Genomic DNA, 16,647 nt, shown 5'->3' with positions numbered 1-16,647 from the left:
TACAAAACAAAAAGAAGGAAAAGGAGGAAGGGATGGACAAAATAACTTTTTTGGGAGCGGGAAGCACCGTTTTTGCCAAAAATGTGCTGGGAGACTGTATGATGACGGAGCCTTTACGGGAATTTGAGTATGCACTGTACGATATTGATCCGGAGCGTCTGGAGGAATCTTATCTGATGCTTTCGAATATCAATAAAAATTCCAACGGGCAGAAAGCGAGGATCGTCAAATACAGGGATCGCCGCGAAGCGCTGCGGGGAGCCAGGTATGTGATCAATGCCATTCAGGTGGGCGGATATGAACCCTGTACGGTGACGGATTTTGAGATTCCGAAAAAATATGGTCTGCGCCAGACTATCGGGGACACGGTGGGAATCGGCGGGATTTTCAGGGCGCTGCGTACGATTCCTGTGATGCTGGACTTTGCGGAGGACATGGAAGAGGTCTGTCCGGACGCCCTGTTTTTAAATTATACGAATCCCATGGCCATGCTCACAATGGCTATGCTCCGGTCATCCTCCATAAGGACGGTTGGAATCTGCCATTCCGTTCAGGTGTGTGTGCCGCAGCTGCTTTACCGGCTGGGACTGCCCCAGGATCATGTGAAGTACAGGATAGCAGGAATCAATCATATGGCCTGGCTGCTGGAAATCACGCGGAACGGAGAGGACTATTATCCGGAAATCAAAAGACGCGCTAAGGAAGGCCCTGTTTACAAACCCTATACGAAAGAAATGCTGAAGGATTACCCTCAGCTGCTGTATCCGGATTATGAGTTTACTCCTGAGAAGCATGATGATCTGGTCCGTTTTGAAATCATGAAGCAGTTCGGCTGTTATGTCGCGGAATCCAGCGAACACAACGCCGAATTCATGCCGTATTTTATCCGGAAAAACCATCCGGAGCTGATCGAAAAATACCAGATCCCCCTGGATGAATATCCCCGGCGCTGCCGGATTCAAATCGAACACTGGAAGCAGCTGAAAAATCAGCTGGTGGGCAATGAGAAGCTGACCCATACGCGTACCCATGAATATCCGTCCTATATTCTGGAGGCGCTGGAGACAGGGAAGCCCTTTACCTTCGCAGGAAACGTCATGAATGACGGGCTGATTGAAAACCTGCCGAAGGACTGCTGTGTGGAGGTGACCTGCGTGGCGGGACAGGGGGGAATCCAGCCCTGCCATGTGGGGAACCTGCCGCACCAGCTGGCGGCTTTGAATATGAGCAATATCGGAATGCAGCAGCTGACCGTGGACGCGGCGCTGACACGAAGCCGGGAATGTATTTACCAGGCGGCGATGCTGGATCCCCATACGGCTGCGGAGCTTACCATGGATGAAATACGCAGCATGGTGGATGAACTGATCGAGGCGCATGGCAGCTGGCTGCCGGAATTTAAGTAACCGTTGTGGCAGGCAGGGGGAAGCAGTGCCGGGGCCTGCCGGTAATCTATAAAAAGGAGAGGATTTCTTATGAGTGAAACAATGACCCGGAACAAGTATGGTTCGGATATGGAAAAACCGGTAAAACACAAAAACATGGCATCGGGAAAGGAAGTGCTTGGGCACGCCCTGGGCGGCGTGGGACAGAATACGGTATATGCACTGTGGAGCGGCTTTATCACGGCTTTTTATACGGATGTATTCGGCATGAATCCGGCGGTGATGGCAGGCATCTTCCTGTTTGCCAGGATCTGGGATGCGGTCAATGACCCTATGATGGGAATCATGGCCGACCGCTCCAAAAGCCGGTTTGGGCGTTACCGCTGCTGGCTTCTGCGGATGCCGGCCGTTGTGGCGGCCTGCCTGGTTTTAAACTTTACCGTGCCCCATTTCGGAACGATGGGAAATATTATTTATGCAGCGGTTACCTACATATTGATGGGAATGGCTTTTACCAGCGTGGATATTCCCTATTGGAGCCTCCCTGCGGCCATGACGAGTGATCCCACGGAACGGACGAAAATATTTACAACAGCGACACTGGGAACCAATCTGGCAACCACAGTGGGCAATATGCTCATTCCGATCCTGCTGGTAGCTTTCGGCGGAACCGGCAGTGCCCATGCATACTTCATGACCGCAGTCATATTCGCGGTTGTCGGCTGTTCTCTGTATCTGACCTGTTTCGGGCTGGTACGTGAGCATGTGCAGGCCCCTACGGAAAAGTTCAGCTTTGCGCTGGCATTCAAATCTCTTTTTACCAATAAGCCCCTGTTCTGTATCATGATTACCAACCTTGTCATAAACCTGGCATTTATCATGAAGATGACATTGAATTATTATTATACAACCTATACACTGGGAGATGTAAAGCTGATGTCGCTGATGAGCCTGATCACCCTGCCGAGCATACTTCTGGGAACGGCGGCAGCGCCTTTCCTGACAAAGCTGGTGGGAAAGAAAAAGACCCTTTTAGGGCTGATGATCGCAAACCTTGTAATCAGTGCGATATTCTGGCTGGTGGGATATGGAAGCATTCCCCTTGTCCTCTTAATGGGAGCGCTGCAGATTCTCTGCGTAGGAGCATCCTTTGTTGTAATCAGCTCCATGACGGCGGATACGATTGAGTATGGGGAATGGATGACCGGACAGAGAAATGAAGGCGTGATCACCTCCACACGTACCCTGATTACAAAGGCTGCATCCGCACTGGTCGGCGTTGCCGTTGCTGCGGTCCTAACCATGACCGGCTACGTGCCCAACGTGGCACAGTCCGCACAGACAATGGGAGCCTTCCACTTTGTGGTTTCGTTCCTGCCGGGCATTGTCATGATGATCGGCGCGATTCCCATGTTCTTCTACAGCCTGACGGAGGAAAGGCATGCGCAGATCATGGAGGAGCTCAAGGAACGCCGTGCACAGAAGGAAAGCGATAAATAATCCTATAGATAAAAAAGACTGCATTGCGGCTTTACAGTTGCTGGAAAATAAAATCGGAAACTGCAGGCGCCAGAATATCCGGCGCCTGCGGAGAAAGGAAGAGAATTGAAGGAAAGAACTGCATTTAATGACAACTGGCTTTACAAGCCCTCTTTTGACGCTGCGGATCCGTTTGGTGCGGCGGAAACGGAAGGATATGTACAGGTGGAGCTGCCGCATACCAACAAAATTCTTCCCTATAACTGTTTTGATGAAGCGGAGTGTCAGTTTATCAGCTGCTATAAGAAGATTTTCCGGGTGAAAAGGGAATGGGAGGATAAAACCCTTCTGCTGGAATTTGAAGGAGTGATGCTGGCCTGCGAAGTCTGGTGCAATGGGATTCCTGTTGGCGGACACGAAGGCGGCTTCACGCCGTTTCAGGTGGATTTGACAAAAGCGGTAAAGCCGGGGGAAGAGAATATCCTGATCGTGAAGGTGGATTCTACGGAACGAAAGGATATCCCGCCCTTTGGCAATGTGGTGGATTACCTGACTTATGGAGGCATTTACCGGGAGGCATGGCTGACCGCGGCGGAACCGGTGCATCTGTCACGGCTGTTTCTGGACTGCCCCGAACCGCTGGAGGAAGAAAAAACGCTGCACTGCAGCTGTGAAATCACGGCCCGGCAGGCGTGTAAAGCTATGGTGAAGGTGACGCTGTATTCCCCGCAGGGAGACAGGGTTGGGGAAAAGACGGAAGAAGTTGCCCTGCAGCAGGGGAAAGGAAAATATCTGGTTACCCTTTCGGATCTGAAAGGAATCGAATTATGGGAGCCGGATACGCCGGCGCTGTATACGGCAGAAGCCGAAGTTGCGGTTTCGAAAGAGCGGGATATCTGCCGTGAGAGATTTGGATTCCGGCTCGCGCGTTTTACGCCGGAGGGATTTTTCCTGAACGGACGGAAAATGAAGCTGATCGGCCTGAACCGCCATCAGTCCTGGCCCTATGCAGGCTATGCCATGCCGCGCCGGATACAGCGGAAGGATGCGCAGGTATTGAAAGAGGAACTGGGATGCAACATGGTAAGGACCAGCCATTATCCGCAGTCGAGGCATTTCCTGGATGCCTGTGATGAGCTGGGCTTACTGGTAATGGAGGAAATTCCGGGCTGGCAGCATATCGGTGACGAGGCGTGGAAGGAACGTTCCCTGAAAGAACTGGAGGATATGATCATCCGGGATTACAACCGTCCCTCAATCGTGCTCTGGGGAGTGCGCATCAATGAATCGCAGGACGACCACAGCTTTTACGAACGGACAAATGCGCTGGCTCACAGTCTGGATGGCGGCAGGCAGACGGGAGGAACCCGGTATATCCAGCGCAGCGAGCTGCTGGAGGATGTATATACCTATAATGATTTTACACATGACGGCGGGAAAGAGGTCTTTCGTCCCCAGCCGGATACAACCGGCCTGGAATACCCGGTGCCGCTCCTGGTTACCGAGAGTAACGGGCATATGTATCCCACAAAACGATTTGATCAGGAACAGCGTCTGACAGAACATACGCTCCGGCATCTGCGGGTGATCAACGAAAGCCTGGGCAGAGAGGATCTGGCAGGCGGCATAAGCTGGTGCGCATTCGATTACCATACCCATGGATGCTTCGGGTCGGGCGATAAGATCTGTTATCATGGTGTCATGGATATGTTCCGTAATCCCAAATACGCGGCATATGCCTATTCCTCTCAGAAGGATCCGAAGCGGCAGATTGTGATGGAGCCTGTTACGGCGGCAAGCCGCGGGGAAAAAGATGGCGGAGGGATGGTTCCTTTTTATGTGATGACGAATTGTGATTTTGTCAGGGTATATAAAAACGGGAAGCAGGTTGCGGATTTTTATCCCCAGAAGGAGGAGTTTCCTCATCTTGCGCATCCGCCGGTGATGATTGTGCATCTGATGGAAGCGGATGTGCTTTCCGTTTTTTCTGAGGAAGACAGACTGCAGTTTCAGGAATATCTGGGAAAGAGAATGAAGGAAGGGACACTGACCGGATTAACGCAGGAGGATATCGCTTATCTGGCTAAAATGGCGCAGAAGTATGGCCTTGATATGAGAGGGCTGGTCACAACTGTGATTAAATCTGCGGGCGGCTGGGGTGACGCTTCGAATAATCTGGTGCTAGAGGGATATTTGGATGACAGGGCTGTCTGCCGGCGTGAAATCGGGGAAGGAAAATATGCCGCGGGAATTGCTGTGAAAGCGGATGACACCGTTCTTTTCACGGATGGGGATACCTATGACGCCACGAGAATCACGGTGGAGGCCATCGATAATATGGGCAATCGGATGCCTTTTATTCAGGAGTGCGTGGAGGTGACGCTGGAAGGCCCGGGCAGATTGATTGGGCCGGCACGTTTCCCGCTGATCGGCGGGAGCTCTTCTTTCTGGGTTCGGACGGTCGGGGAAACAGGCAGCCTGAGGATTTTTATAGAAGGTATGACAGGGAAGGCGGAGTGTACGCTGAAGATAATGGCCGGAAGCGGCGAAACGGGAGAATAGCGGGAATTTTGGCAGGTAGGGTGCTGTTTTGTGCACCTTACCTGTTTCCCTTTGCAGAGGTTCTGTTTAATGATTTTATGCTTGATATTCCGACTGAAAAGGATATATGCCCTGTCAGTGTTAAAGGCCTGTGAAGGCACAAAGACAGAAAATATAAGGAACAAAAATAAAAGGTAAAAATCTAAAGAAAAGTTGACATTCTAACAATGATAAAGTATCATAATAATAGTCTTATATAAACACGTGCGTTCGCACATTCCGGCAGTTTCTGCCACGAATCACATTTTATGAACATGGCAGGAATTGAAACAGAAGTCCGGCGAAATGGCTTTTTCGATCCCTGCCGCATCAAGGAGGTATGGATGAAGAGAAAGACATGGATATCCCGGGAGCTGGACACTGCCGGGATAAAGGCACAGTATGACGAGCATGTAAAACGTATCCTGGGGAGCCGGCAGGTTCTGGCCCGGATATTAAAAGGTACGATTGAGGGGTACCGTTCTTATTCCCCGGAGGAAATAACTCTCTGGATTGAGCCTGATATCGAAATAGCCAGCGTACCGCTGTGTCCCGGCGAAGAAAAAATGGATGACCGGCTCATAAACGGGGAGAACACGGAAAGCAAGGTTCCGGGAGAGGGAACGATAACCTACGATATCCGGTTCCGTGCTTTTCTGCCGGGCAAGAACAAAAAAACGGAAATCAAGCTGCTGATTAACGTGGAGGCCCAGAAGAAATTTTATGTAAAATACCGTATTGTAACCCGCGGGATATTTTATGGAGCCAGAATGCTGTCTGAACAGCTGGACCGGGAATTTTCGAATTCCGAGTATGATAAACTTAAGAAGGGGACCGAAGGAACACTCCATGGTTTTCTGAATACGCTTCTGTCACCAGAAATGGACAGGAAGGAAAAAGAAGAGTCGCTGGAGCGGGATTACGGAATGAAAATGGAATATGAACTGGGAGAGGAGCTGAGTGAAATGTGCAATCTGAGTGAAGCGATTGAAGAGAATGCAATCAAAAAAGGGAAGAAGCAGGGCCTCAGGGAAGGGATTCTGCTGACTAAAAAAGTAATAAAGCTTTCTGCGGAGGGCATGAGTGAAGCAAAAGTCGCGCAGACATGCGGAATTACTCCGGAAGAGGTTCATGAGATACTGGAAGATTAATATAAAAAGTTTATTGTATCATTGATAACCGGATCCGGAAAAGCTATGATAAAGGTAGAGCGCTGATGTGGAAAACAGCTTGTTTAAGTTTCTGCAATTCGTTAGAATAACACTACAAAAGACTGGAGTTAGAAAAATGGTAGAAACAATTCAAACATACATTTTAATGCATAAGGAAATCCCTGTGGCCAAAATCCGTCTGGACAGTGCGACTGCCTCTGTTTCCGCTGTTGTAGAGTTATTTGACACGGCCCATATTCCGGTGGGTATCCCTGTAAAAAAGGGTAAAATTGACCGCGCTGCGCTCAATGCATGGTGGCAGGGACGGGCAATCCCTGCAAGCAGATCCGGTCTGCGCCATGCGCTGGAGGAACTGCACATCAGTTCCCCGCATGCGTTATTGGAGAAATGCCTTGGGCTTTCCCTGTCGGACCAGTATTGGATTTGCCCTGTCGACAGACAGGTTTCATGGCATGAAGTTAATTTCTTTGAAAATTCCTTTACTGAAGATGTTGGTAATATCCTGTTTGGGCACCCATCCAGCGGAGGAGAGGTAAGCCTGATGTCACCGGATAATACCTCAGATGGCTGGTTAAAGAAAAAATGGACGATCATGGATGGAAAACGCTTTCTGCTTAAAGGCGGCAGCGGCGCGACTCAGCAGGAGCCGTACAACGAGGTGCTGGCAAGCAGAATCATGGAGCGGCTGCATATTCCTCATGTACCTTATACACTGGCCGTACCGGAGGATTACCCATACAGTGTATGCGAGGATTTCATTGATCCGGATACGGAGCTGGTAACGGCATGGCACATTTATCAGACACAGCCAAAACCCAATCACGTTTCGGTTTATCAGCATTATCTGAACTGCTGTGAAGCGTTGGGTATCCCCGGCGTAAGGGATAGTCTTGATCGTATGCTGGTATTGGATTATTTGATCGTCAACGAGGACAGACATCTGAATAATTTTGGCGCTGTCCGTAATGTCAACACATTAGAATGGACGGGCTGTGCGCCGATTTACGACAGCGGTACGTCCCTCTGGTTTGACAAGCCATGGACGATGATAAGCGCCGGGGCAAAGGCAGCCAGTAAGCCGTTTAAGACCACTCATGACGAGCAGATTAAGCTGGTGTCCTCTTTTGACTGGCTGGATATTGACGCACTGGCAGGAATTGACGAAGAACTGCGGGAACTGGTAAAAGGCTCCCTCTTTATCGATACGACCCGTGCAGACGCTCTCTGCGCCGCTTTGCGGGGGCGCGTGGAACGGCTGGCTCAGGTAGTGGTTGAAAGACGAAATTTATATCCCATTGATGACCGTGCGGCTGATGTGGCGGAGGATGTAGCATACAGCGGGGAGGAAACCTGAAAAAGATAGTGAAACACTAAAAAACTGATAATTCATAAAGTGCAGCGCCGCCCGGCAGTGGTTTTTATCATTACCGGGCGGCGTTTTTGCGCTGAACAGTGGGAGCGTACGGTTTATTGTAAGTCAAAAGAGAATAATTGTTTTGCTGGATGAAACTCTATCACACCGATTCGTTCTAGTGTGCCATTAAAAGGTAATTCAGTATCTAATAAAATAGCTATTGCTTTAAGCAGTTTTTCTTTACTGATTTCTATGGTCAACTGACAGTCCGGTTTCCATATTCCTTCATTAAATACATCAAAACCAAATAATTCACCATATCGATCACATTCACTTCTGATTTTGGTTTGTAAATCCAGAATTTGCTTTGCAGCAGCCATATCTATACTAATAAAGGGTTTTTCGTTAGGATAAAAATTATATGTCTTAAAATGAATAGGGAATTTGGAAATAGTTTTCGATAGACTAAACAGAACTTCTTTTATTTTATCAATATCTGCATTTTGATACATCATAAATTTTATATGAGGATTATTTTCTGAATTAGATAAATAATCATCAATGCCAGCATCGGCAAGGCACATCCATAAATTTTTTATCTTATGATCCGTTTCTTTATCAAAATATCCTACTAGAGCATACGGCATAAACATACCCCCTTGAATAAAAGTTATTTCATAAATTTATTATAACAAATGCTATTAAAAGAGTATATATAGTTTAAAACTTATAGTCGGAATAAAAATGGACGAATTAATATGCATTTCTTATACTCACAAATTCGAACTTTATTTCAGGCAAGTGAAAATGAGTACCCATCCTTCTTTAAAATCCCTCTGTTTACAGATAAAAATCAGCCCTGTATAACCAGCATTTTCTTTCTCTCCATAACCTCGCAACTTTTTTTAAATGATAATTACCAATTTTCCCCTTATGATAAACCTGTAACCAAGATACATTTGCAAATATACAAAAACCGGTGCAGGCATCTGTAAACAATACACATCCTGTATTCCGGATCAATGAACAGAAAGGAAGTGAGGATATGTTTGTAATGTATAATGCGGACACCATGAAGGTTCCGGTCAGGGTTTGGCTTAAGGAGGAAAAGGATCTGGAAAAGGGGTGTATGGAACAGGCATATCATTTATCCCGTCTTCCCTTTCTGCATAAATGGGTAAGCCTGATGCCCGATACCCATACCGGAATGGGCATGCCCATCGGAGGAGTCATAGCCGCCAAAGGCGTGGTGATTCCCAATGCCGTAGGCGTGGATATCGGCTGCGGCATGGCTTATACCGAGACGAACATACGGGTAGAGGACATCAGAAATGTAATGACCGGAAATGGCAGCCTGATTCAGGCCATTGTCGGGGATATCATGCGTAATATTCCGGTAGGCTTTGCCCACCACAAAACAGAAATGCCCTGTTACACCCTGGATGTCGCGTTTGAGGAAATGGACCGTTATGAAGAGGATGCCGAGCTTCTGGGCCAACTGGAGGCGGGATATTTTCAGATAGGGACGCTGGGAGGAGGAAATCATTTTATCGAGCTTCAGGAAGATGATAACGGATACCTTGCGGTGATGCTTCATTCCGGAAGCCGGCATTTTGGAAAATCCGTCTGCGATTATTTTCATGCCAAAGCGCGTGAACTCAATCAGAGATGGTACAGCCAGGTGCCCGATGAATACCGGCTGGCCTTCCTGCCGGTGGATACAAAGGAAGGGGCGCATTATTTGAACTGGATGCAGCTTTCCATGGATTTTGCCAAAGAAAACAGAGAAAAGATGATGCTGGCCGTGAAGGCAATCCTGGAAAAATGGATCGGAAAATATACCGATCTCACCCTGGAATTTTCCGGCGATATCAACTGCCACCATAACTATGCCGCCCTGGAGAATCATTATGGAGAAAATGTATGGGTCCACCGGAAAGGTGCGGTCAGGGCGAGGAACGGCGAACTGGCGGTGATACCCGGAGCCATGGGAAGCTACAGCTATGTGGTGATGGGCAAAGGAAATCCGGAAAGCTTCTGCTCTTCCTCTCACGGGGCGGGACGGCAGTATTCCCGGAAGGGAGCCATGGCGGCCTTCACCTGTGAAGAAGTCATGCTGGATTTGCAGAAGCAGGGCGTTATTCTGGGAAAAAAGGGAAAGGCGGATGTGGCGGAAGAAAGCCGGTTTGCCTATAAAAATATCGAAGACGTCATGGATAACCAGACCGATTTGGTGGTGCCTGTAAAACGGCTGAAAACCATTGGCGTTATTAAAGGATGAAACTGTGGGAGGTTTACAGGGCCGTGTATTTTCGGGAAACCGGATGACACGGCGTGCCTCACCGGTGCCTCCGCCTCTGGCGGAAAGGTATTCCGGACAGTTTGCATAAGGATAAATTCCTGCCTGTCAGGAAAGTCCGAAAGATTATGATTTGTCGTGGGTTCGAATCCCACCGTGTACAACACGTAGCTAAGCGGGTATAGCGATCACATTACAGAAAAAAGAAACTGTTCCGTCTTCGCAGTCTCATTCTGCGGCCAGTGTCCCTTTGGATACCGCTTCGGCGGGCGTGAGGCAGGCGGCGCCGGGTACGGCGCATGCCACCCTCCCGCTTTCAAAGAAGCTGAAAATCGGACCCGCCAATGGGTGAGGAAGCGGAGCAGGATGCTTTTTTCACAAGTAAGACAAGAAAGGAAGTAAGAGAACATGACAAACTTTATTATCAAAGAACAGGAATGCGGCTATCTGTGCAGGAACGGTAAATTCCTGCGTCTGCTTACAGCCGGTAAATATACATATCCCAGGGCTTTCGGCTATACGGTGGAAATCGTCCCTATGACAGGAGAGGTAAAAACCTGCGGCATCCCCGAGGAAATTCTCATGCAGGATAAAGGCTTCGCATCACGGGTGGTAAAGGCAGTTATTCCTGATGAATGTATTGCCCTCCGTTTTGTGAATAAGGCTTACCGGGAGGTGCTCACCCGGGCGGAAACATTGTTCTGGAATGTATATGAAAAGAACGAATTCCAGATGGTGGACATTACCCAGCCCTGTATGGAGGATACCCTTCCCCGTATTTACATGGATTTGATGCCTGCTAAATACTACAAGAAGATTACGATTAAGGACGGAGAAACAGGCCTTCTGTACTATGATTTGCGTTTTGAAAAGCGTCTGGGCACGGGCACGTATTATTTCTGGAACTACGGCCGGGAGGTGAGCTGTAAGATTTTCAATATGAAAATCCAGCAGCTGGACATTACCGGCCAGGAAATCCTTACCGCGGATAAAGTGGGAGTGCGCCTGAATGTGGTGATGAATTATCGGATTACCAATCCGGAAAAGCTGGTGGAAAAGGTGGACGGTGTGGCTTCGCTGCTCTATACCCGTGCCCAGCTCATCCTCCGGGAGCATGTGGGCAGATACCGCCTGGATGAACTGCTTTCCCAGAAAGAGGAGCTGTCGGGAATCATTCTGGAAAAAATGAAGGCCAATGAGGAAGAATACTGTGTGGAAATTGTAAACGCAGGAATTAAGGACATCATCCTCCCCGGTGAAATCAGGGATATTATGAACACCGTGCTTGTAGCGGAGAAAAAGGCTCAGGCCAACGTCATTATGCGCAGGGAAGAGGTGGCTTCCACACGCAGCCTTCTGAATACGGCGAGGCTGATGGAGGAAAACAAGACCCTCATGCGCCTTAAGGAAATGGAATATCTGGAGAAAATCTGTGATAAGGTGGGTAATATTACACTGAACGGCGGAAAAAGTGTCCTGGAACAGCTTTCCGAACTGACAGTGGGAAAGGATGCGTCCTGAATGATTTCAAAAGGAGTATGAAATCAGATAACTACAGTAATAATGGATACATATGTATAAATTGTCAGATAATTTATGCGAAAATAAGATATTATCAAATTATCTGATAATTTAAAAAAATTTCCTGTTTACAAATGATAAAAATTGCTTTATAATAACCCACAGGTCGCAAAGAGGCGGATTTAAGTCTCTTTGCGGCCTTTTTTGCGTATCCTGAGGATACGTGATGACAGAGGAGCAGAGATTAAAACGCACAGGGAGAGGAGTAAGATTATGTTTGATGTGAAAAAGGAAGTTCCCGAAGCACCGCTTTATAGACAGCAGTTTGAGCATGATAACTGCGGCATTGGTGCCTGCGTAAACATCAAAGGAACCAAATCCAGGGCAACCGTGGAAAATGCCCTGAAGATTGTGGAGAACCTGGAGCACCGTGCCGGAAAGGACGCTGAAGGAAAGACCGGCGACGGCGTGGGAATTCTGACCCAGGTGCCTCATACATTTTTTAAAAGAGTGACAAAGCCTCTGGGGATTCAGCTGGGCGGAGAAAGGGAATACGGCGTAGGCATGTTCTTTTTCCCGCAGGATGAGCTGAAAAGAAACCAGGCTAAGAAGATGTTTGAAATCATCGTGGAAAAAGAAGGACTGGAATTTTTGGGCTGGCGCGAGGTGGCCTGTGTCCCTGATGTCTTGGGACAGAGGGCGGTAGAGTGTATGCCGTGCATTATGCAGGGGTTTGTTAAGAAGCCTGCGAACACGCCGAAAGGGATTGAATTCGACCGGAAGCTCTATGTGGCGCGCCGGGTTTTTGAACAGTCCAGCGACAACACTTATGTAGTATCACTGTCCAGCCGGACGATTGTATATAAAGGAATGTTTCTGGTGGGGCAGCTCCGTACCTTTTTTACGGATCTGCAGAGCGAGGATTACGAATCAGCTATTGCAATCGTGCATTCCCGTTTTTCCACCAACACCAATCCCAGCTGGGAAAGGGCTCATCCCAACCGTTTTATCGTCCATAACGGAGAGATTAACACGATCCGGGGCAACTATGACAAGATGCTGGCCCGTGAGGAAAATATGGAATCCGAGCATCTTCATGGCCTCCTTCACAAGGTGCTTCCGGCGATTGACCCCAACGGTTCCGATTCCGCCATGCTGGATAACACACTGGAATTTCTGGTGATGAGCGGCATGGATCTGCCTCTGGCCGTCATGATCACCATTCCCGAGCCCTGGGCAAACAACAAGACCATGTCCCAGTCAAAAAGGGATTTTTATCAATATTATGCAACCATGATGGAGCCATGGGACGGCCCGGCCTCCATACTTTTTTCTGATGGGGATATCATGGGAGCCATTCTGGATCGCAACGGCCTGCGTCCCTCCCGCTATCTGATCACAGAGGATGATCAGCTGATCCTTTCCTCTGAGGTGGGGGTTCTGGATATCGAGCCTACCAAAATCAAGGTAAAGGAACGTCTGCGCCCCGGCAAGATGCTGCTTGTGGATACCCGGAGGGGTGAGGTGATTGACGATGACCAGCTCAAGGAAGCCTATGCATCCCGCCAGCCTTACGGCGAATGGCTGGATAATAACCTGGTGGAGCTGAAAAATCTGAAAATCCCCAATGAACGGGTTCCTGAGTTCTCCGCGGAGGAGAGGCACCGTCTTCAGAAGGCATTCGGATACACCTATGATGAGATGAGAACCAGCATCCTTCCTATGGCTGAAAACGGTGGGGAAGCGATTGCTGCCATGGGTGTGGACACTCCTCTGCCTTTCCTGAGCAAAACCTACCATCCGCTGTTCCATTATTTCAAACAGCTTTTTGCCCAGGTAACCAATCCGCCCATCGATGCAATCCGTGAGCACATCGTGACCTCGACCACCGTATACATCGGAGCCGAAGGAGATGTCCTGGAAGAAAAGGCGAAAAACTGCAATGTATTAAAAGTAAATAATCCGATTCTGACCAATACGGATCTGATGAAAATAAAAAGTATGAAGGAAGACGGCTTCAAAACGGCGGTTGTTCCCATTACCTATTATAAAAATACGAAGCTGGAGCGGGCGATTGAGCGTCTGTTTGTGGAAGCGGACCGGGTATACCGGGAAGGCGCCAACATTCTGATCCTCTCCGACAGAGGGGTGGACGAAAACCATGTGGCAATTCCTTCCCTGCTGGCCGTATCCGCACTGAACCAGCATCTTGTCAAAACGAAAAAACGCACCAGCGTGGCTTTGATTCTGGAATCCGGCGAGCCCAGGGATGTCCACCATTTTGCAACCCTTCTCGGCTACGGTGCCTGCGCCATCAATCCCTATCTGGCCCAGGAGAGCATTAAAGAGCTCATCGACAACAAAATGCTGGATAAGGATTACTATGCCGCAGTGAATGACTATAACAAAGCCATTTTAAACGGTATTGTAAAAATCGCATCCAAAATGGGAATTTCCACCATCCAGTCCTACCAGGGCTCCCAGATTTTCGAAGCCATCGGCATTGATGAGGATGTGATAAATAAGTACTTTACGAACACAGTATGCCGTATTGGCGGCACCTCCTTAGAGGATATGGAAAAGGAAGTGGATGCCCTCCACTCCATGGCCTTCGACCCCCTCGGCCTTGCCACAGATCTCACTCTGGACAGCCCGGGACATCATAAAATGAGAAGCGGCGGCGATGAACATCTCTACAATCCTGCCACCATCCATACACTGCAGGAGGCCACCAGAAGAGGGGATTATGAACTCTTCAAGCAGTATACGGCCCTGGTGAATGACGAAAATTCCATCAAAAACCTGCGGGGCCTGATGGATTTCAAATATCCGGAAAAAGGAATTCCCCTGGAGGAAGTGGAAAGCGTGGACTCCATTGTCACCCGTTTTAAAACCGGTGCCATGTCCTATGGCTCCATCTCCAAGGAAGCCCATGAAACGATGGCTATTGCCATGAATATCCTTCATGGAAAATCCAATTCCGGCGAAGGCGGAGAAGACGTGGAACGCCTCAGCGTAGGCCCGGACGGCTTAAACCGCTGTTCTGCCATCAAGCAGGTTGCCAGCGGCCGTTTCGGCGTTACCAGCCAGTATCTGGTAAGCGCTCAGGAAATCCAGATCAAAATGGCGCAGGGAGCAAAACCCGGCGAAGGCGGCCATCTGCCCGGAGGAAAGGTATACCCATGGGTTGCCAAAACAAGGCACTCCACACCCGGCGTCGGCCTGATTTCCCCGCCCCCGCACCATGACATTTATTCTATCGAGGATCTGGCGCAATTGATCTATGATCTGAAAAATGCCAATAAATATGCAAGAATTTCCGTGAAACTGGTATCCGAAGCAGGAGTGGGCACCGTAGCGGCAGGCGTTGCCAAGGCCGGCGCACAGGTCATCCTGATTTCCGGCTATGACGGAGGAACAGGAGCCGCTCCCAAGAGCTCCATCCATAATGCGGGACTTCCCTGGGAGCTGGGGCTCTCGGAAACCCATCAGACCCTTATCCAGAACGGCCTGCGCCAGCGGGTACGCATTGAAACCGACGGTAAGCTGATGAGCGGCCGGGATGTGGCGATTGCCGCAATCCTGGGTGCGGAAGAATTCGGTTTTGCAACAGCGCCCCTCATCACCATGGGCTGTGTCATGATGCGTGTCTGCAACCTGGACACCTGCCCCGTGGGCGTGGCAACCCAGAACCCGGAGCTGCGCAAGCGGTTCCGCGGAAAACCGGAATATGTCATCAACTTCATGCGTTTCATCGCGGAAGAACTGCGGGAATATATGGCGAAGCTGGGTGTACGCAGCGTTGACGAACTGGTGGGAAGAACGGATCTTCTTGCCCAAAAAGAAAACCTGACCCCGGCCCAGAAAAAAATAGACATCAGCGGAATTCTGGGCAATCCCTATGCCGGAAAACCGGGCTCCATTTTCGACCCGAAAAAGGTATATGATTTTGCCCTGGAAAAGACACTGGATGAAAAAGTCCTTCTGAAACAAATGACCAAGGCTATGGAGAACGGACAGAAACGCAGCATAGAAGTGGACGTCGCCAATACCGACCGCGCTTTCGGCACCATACTGGGTTCCGAGATCACAAGAAAATTCGGAACCTCACTGGAGGATGATACCTACCGCGTTCTGTGCAAGGGCGCAGGCGGCCAGAGCTTCGGCGCTTTCATTCCCAAGGGCCTTACACTGGAACTGGTAGGCGACAGCAACGACTATTTCGGAAAAGGGCTTTCCGGCGGCAAGCTGATCGTATACCCTCCCAAAGGAAGCCGCTTCAAGTCCGAAGAAAATATCATCATCGGAAACGTAGCCCTGTACGGGGCCACCAGCGGAAAGGTATTTGTGAACGGTGTGGCAGGAGAACGGTTTGCTGTCCGCAATTCCGGCTGTCTGGCTGTAGTGGAGGGTGTGGGAGACCATGGCTGTGAATATATGACAGGAGGCCGCGTTGTGGTTCTGGGCCATACCGGCAAGAACTTCGCGGCGGGCATGAGCGGCGGCATCGCTTATGTGCTGGATGAAGGAAATGACCTTTACATCCGCCTGAATAAAGAAATGGTTTCCTCCCATGAAATCACCTCCAAATATGACATACAGGAACTCAAGGAAATGATCCAGGAGCATGTGGCCTATACCAATTCCGAAAAAGGAAAGGAAATACTGGAGCATTTCGAAGAATACCTGCCTAAATTCAAGAAAATCATCTCTCATGACTATGAACGGGTACTCACCACCATCGTACAGATGGAGGAAAAAGGCCTGAGCGCCGAGCAGGCACAGATAGAAGCCTTCTATGCCAACATGAGAAAATAGCCAACATGATTTTCATACTGTGAAAAGACTGAACAGTCA

At 49.2% G+C, this 16,647-nt stretch carries 9 protein-coding genes; 8 read left to right on the top strand and 1 reads right to left on the bottom strand.

Translation table 11 applies throughout. The annotated features are described in order from the left end of the window. Nucleotides 1-32: 32 nt before the first annotated feature. From melA to BLA28_RS00655, 5 genes are all read left to right on the top strand, one after another. Nucleotides 33-1,406 (top strand): alpha-glucosidase/alpha-galactosidase, encoded by a 1,374-nt coding sequence (gene melA / locus BLA28_RS00675; protein ID WP_069155648.1) that lies wholly within the window; start codon nt 33-35, stop codon nt 1,404-1,406. A gap of 69 nt (nt 1,407-1,475) precedes the next feature. Beyond that, entirely contained in the window at nt 1,476-2,885 is a 1,410-nt protein-coding gene (locus tag BLA28_RS00670) for an MFS transporter (protein WP_069152179.1), read from the top strand. 105 nt (nt 2,886-2,990) lie between these two features. Beyond that, on the top strand, nt 2,991-5,426 hold the full coding sequence (locus tag BLA28_RS00665; protein WP_069155647.1) for a glycoside hydrolase family 2 protein: 2,436 nt from the start codon (nt 2,991-2,993) through the stop codon (nt 5,424-5,426). A gap of 362 nt (nt 5,427-5,788) precedes the next feature. Further along, on the top strand, nt 5,789-6,595 hold the full coding sequence (locus BLA28_RS00660; protein WP_071698861.1) for a hypothetical protein: 807 nt from the start codon (nt 5,789-5,791) through the stop codon (nt 6,593-6,595). 136 nt (nt 6,596-6,731) lie between these two features. Continuing rightward, the gene (locus BLA28_RS00655) at nt 6,732-7,970 is read left to right on the top strand and encodes a HipA domain-containing protein (RefSeq protein WP_071698860.1); all 1,239 of its coding nucleotides are present in this window, start codon (nt 6,732-6,734) and stop codon (nt 7,968-7,970) included. 113 nt (nt 7,971-8,083) lie between these two features. Here BLA28_RS00655 and BLA28_RS00650 read toward each other — a convergent pair whose 3' ends face one another. Further along, nucleotides 8,084-8,617: a hypothetical protein gene (locus BLA28_RS00650; protein WP_071698859.1), complete on the bottom strand. Its 534-nt coding sequence runs from the start codon at nt 8,615-8,617 to the stop codon at nt 8,084-8,086. Nucleotides 8,618-9,015: 398 nt separating this feature from the next. On the opposite strand from BLA28_RS00650, the gene BLA28_RS00645 reads away from it, so the two are divergent. The 3 genes from BLA28_RS00645 (at nt 9,016) to gltB (ending at nt 16,608) form a co-directional block, all read left to right on the top strand. Then, nucleotides 9,016-10,251, top strand: a complete 1,236-nt coding sequence (locus tag BLA28_RS00645; protein WP_044968821.1) for an RtcB family protein — start codon at nt 9,016-9,018, stop codon at nt 10,249-10,251. Between the two features lie 426 nt (nt 10,252-10,677). Beyond that, entirely contained in the window at nt 10,678-11,790 is a 1,113-nt protein-coding gene (locus BLA28_RS00640) for a slipin family protein (RefSeq protein ID WP_044968820.1), read from the top strand. Between the two features lie 273 nt (nt 11,791-12,063). After that, complete coding sequence (gltB, locus tag BLA28_RS00635; protein WP_069155597.1) at nt 12,064-16,608, top strand: glutamate synthase large subunit; 4,545 nt, start codon at nt 12,064-12,066, stop codon at nt 16,606-16,608. Nucleotides 16,609-16,647: the final 39 nt, after the last annotated feature.

Source organism: Eisenbergiella tayi (assembly GCF_001881565.1).
GTDB lineage: Bacteria > Bacillota > Clostridia > Lachnospirales > Lachnospiraceae > Eisenbergiella > Eisenbergiella tayi.
The sequence above is the reverse complement of the archived record's forward strand: the minus strand, read 5'-3'. Positions and strand labels throughout refer to the sequence as shown.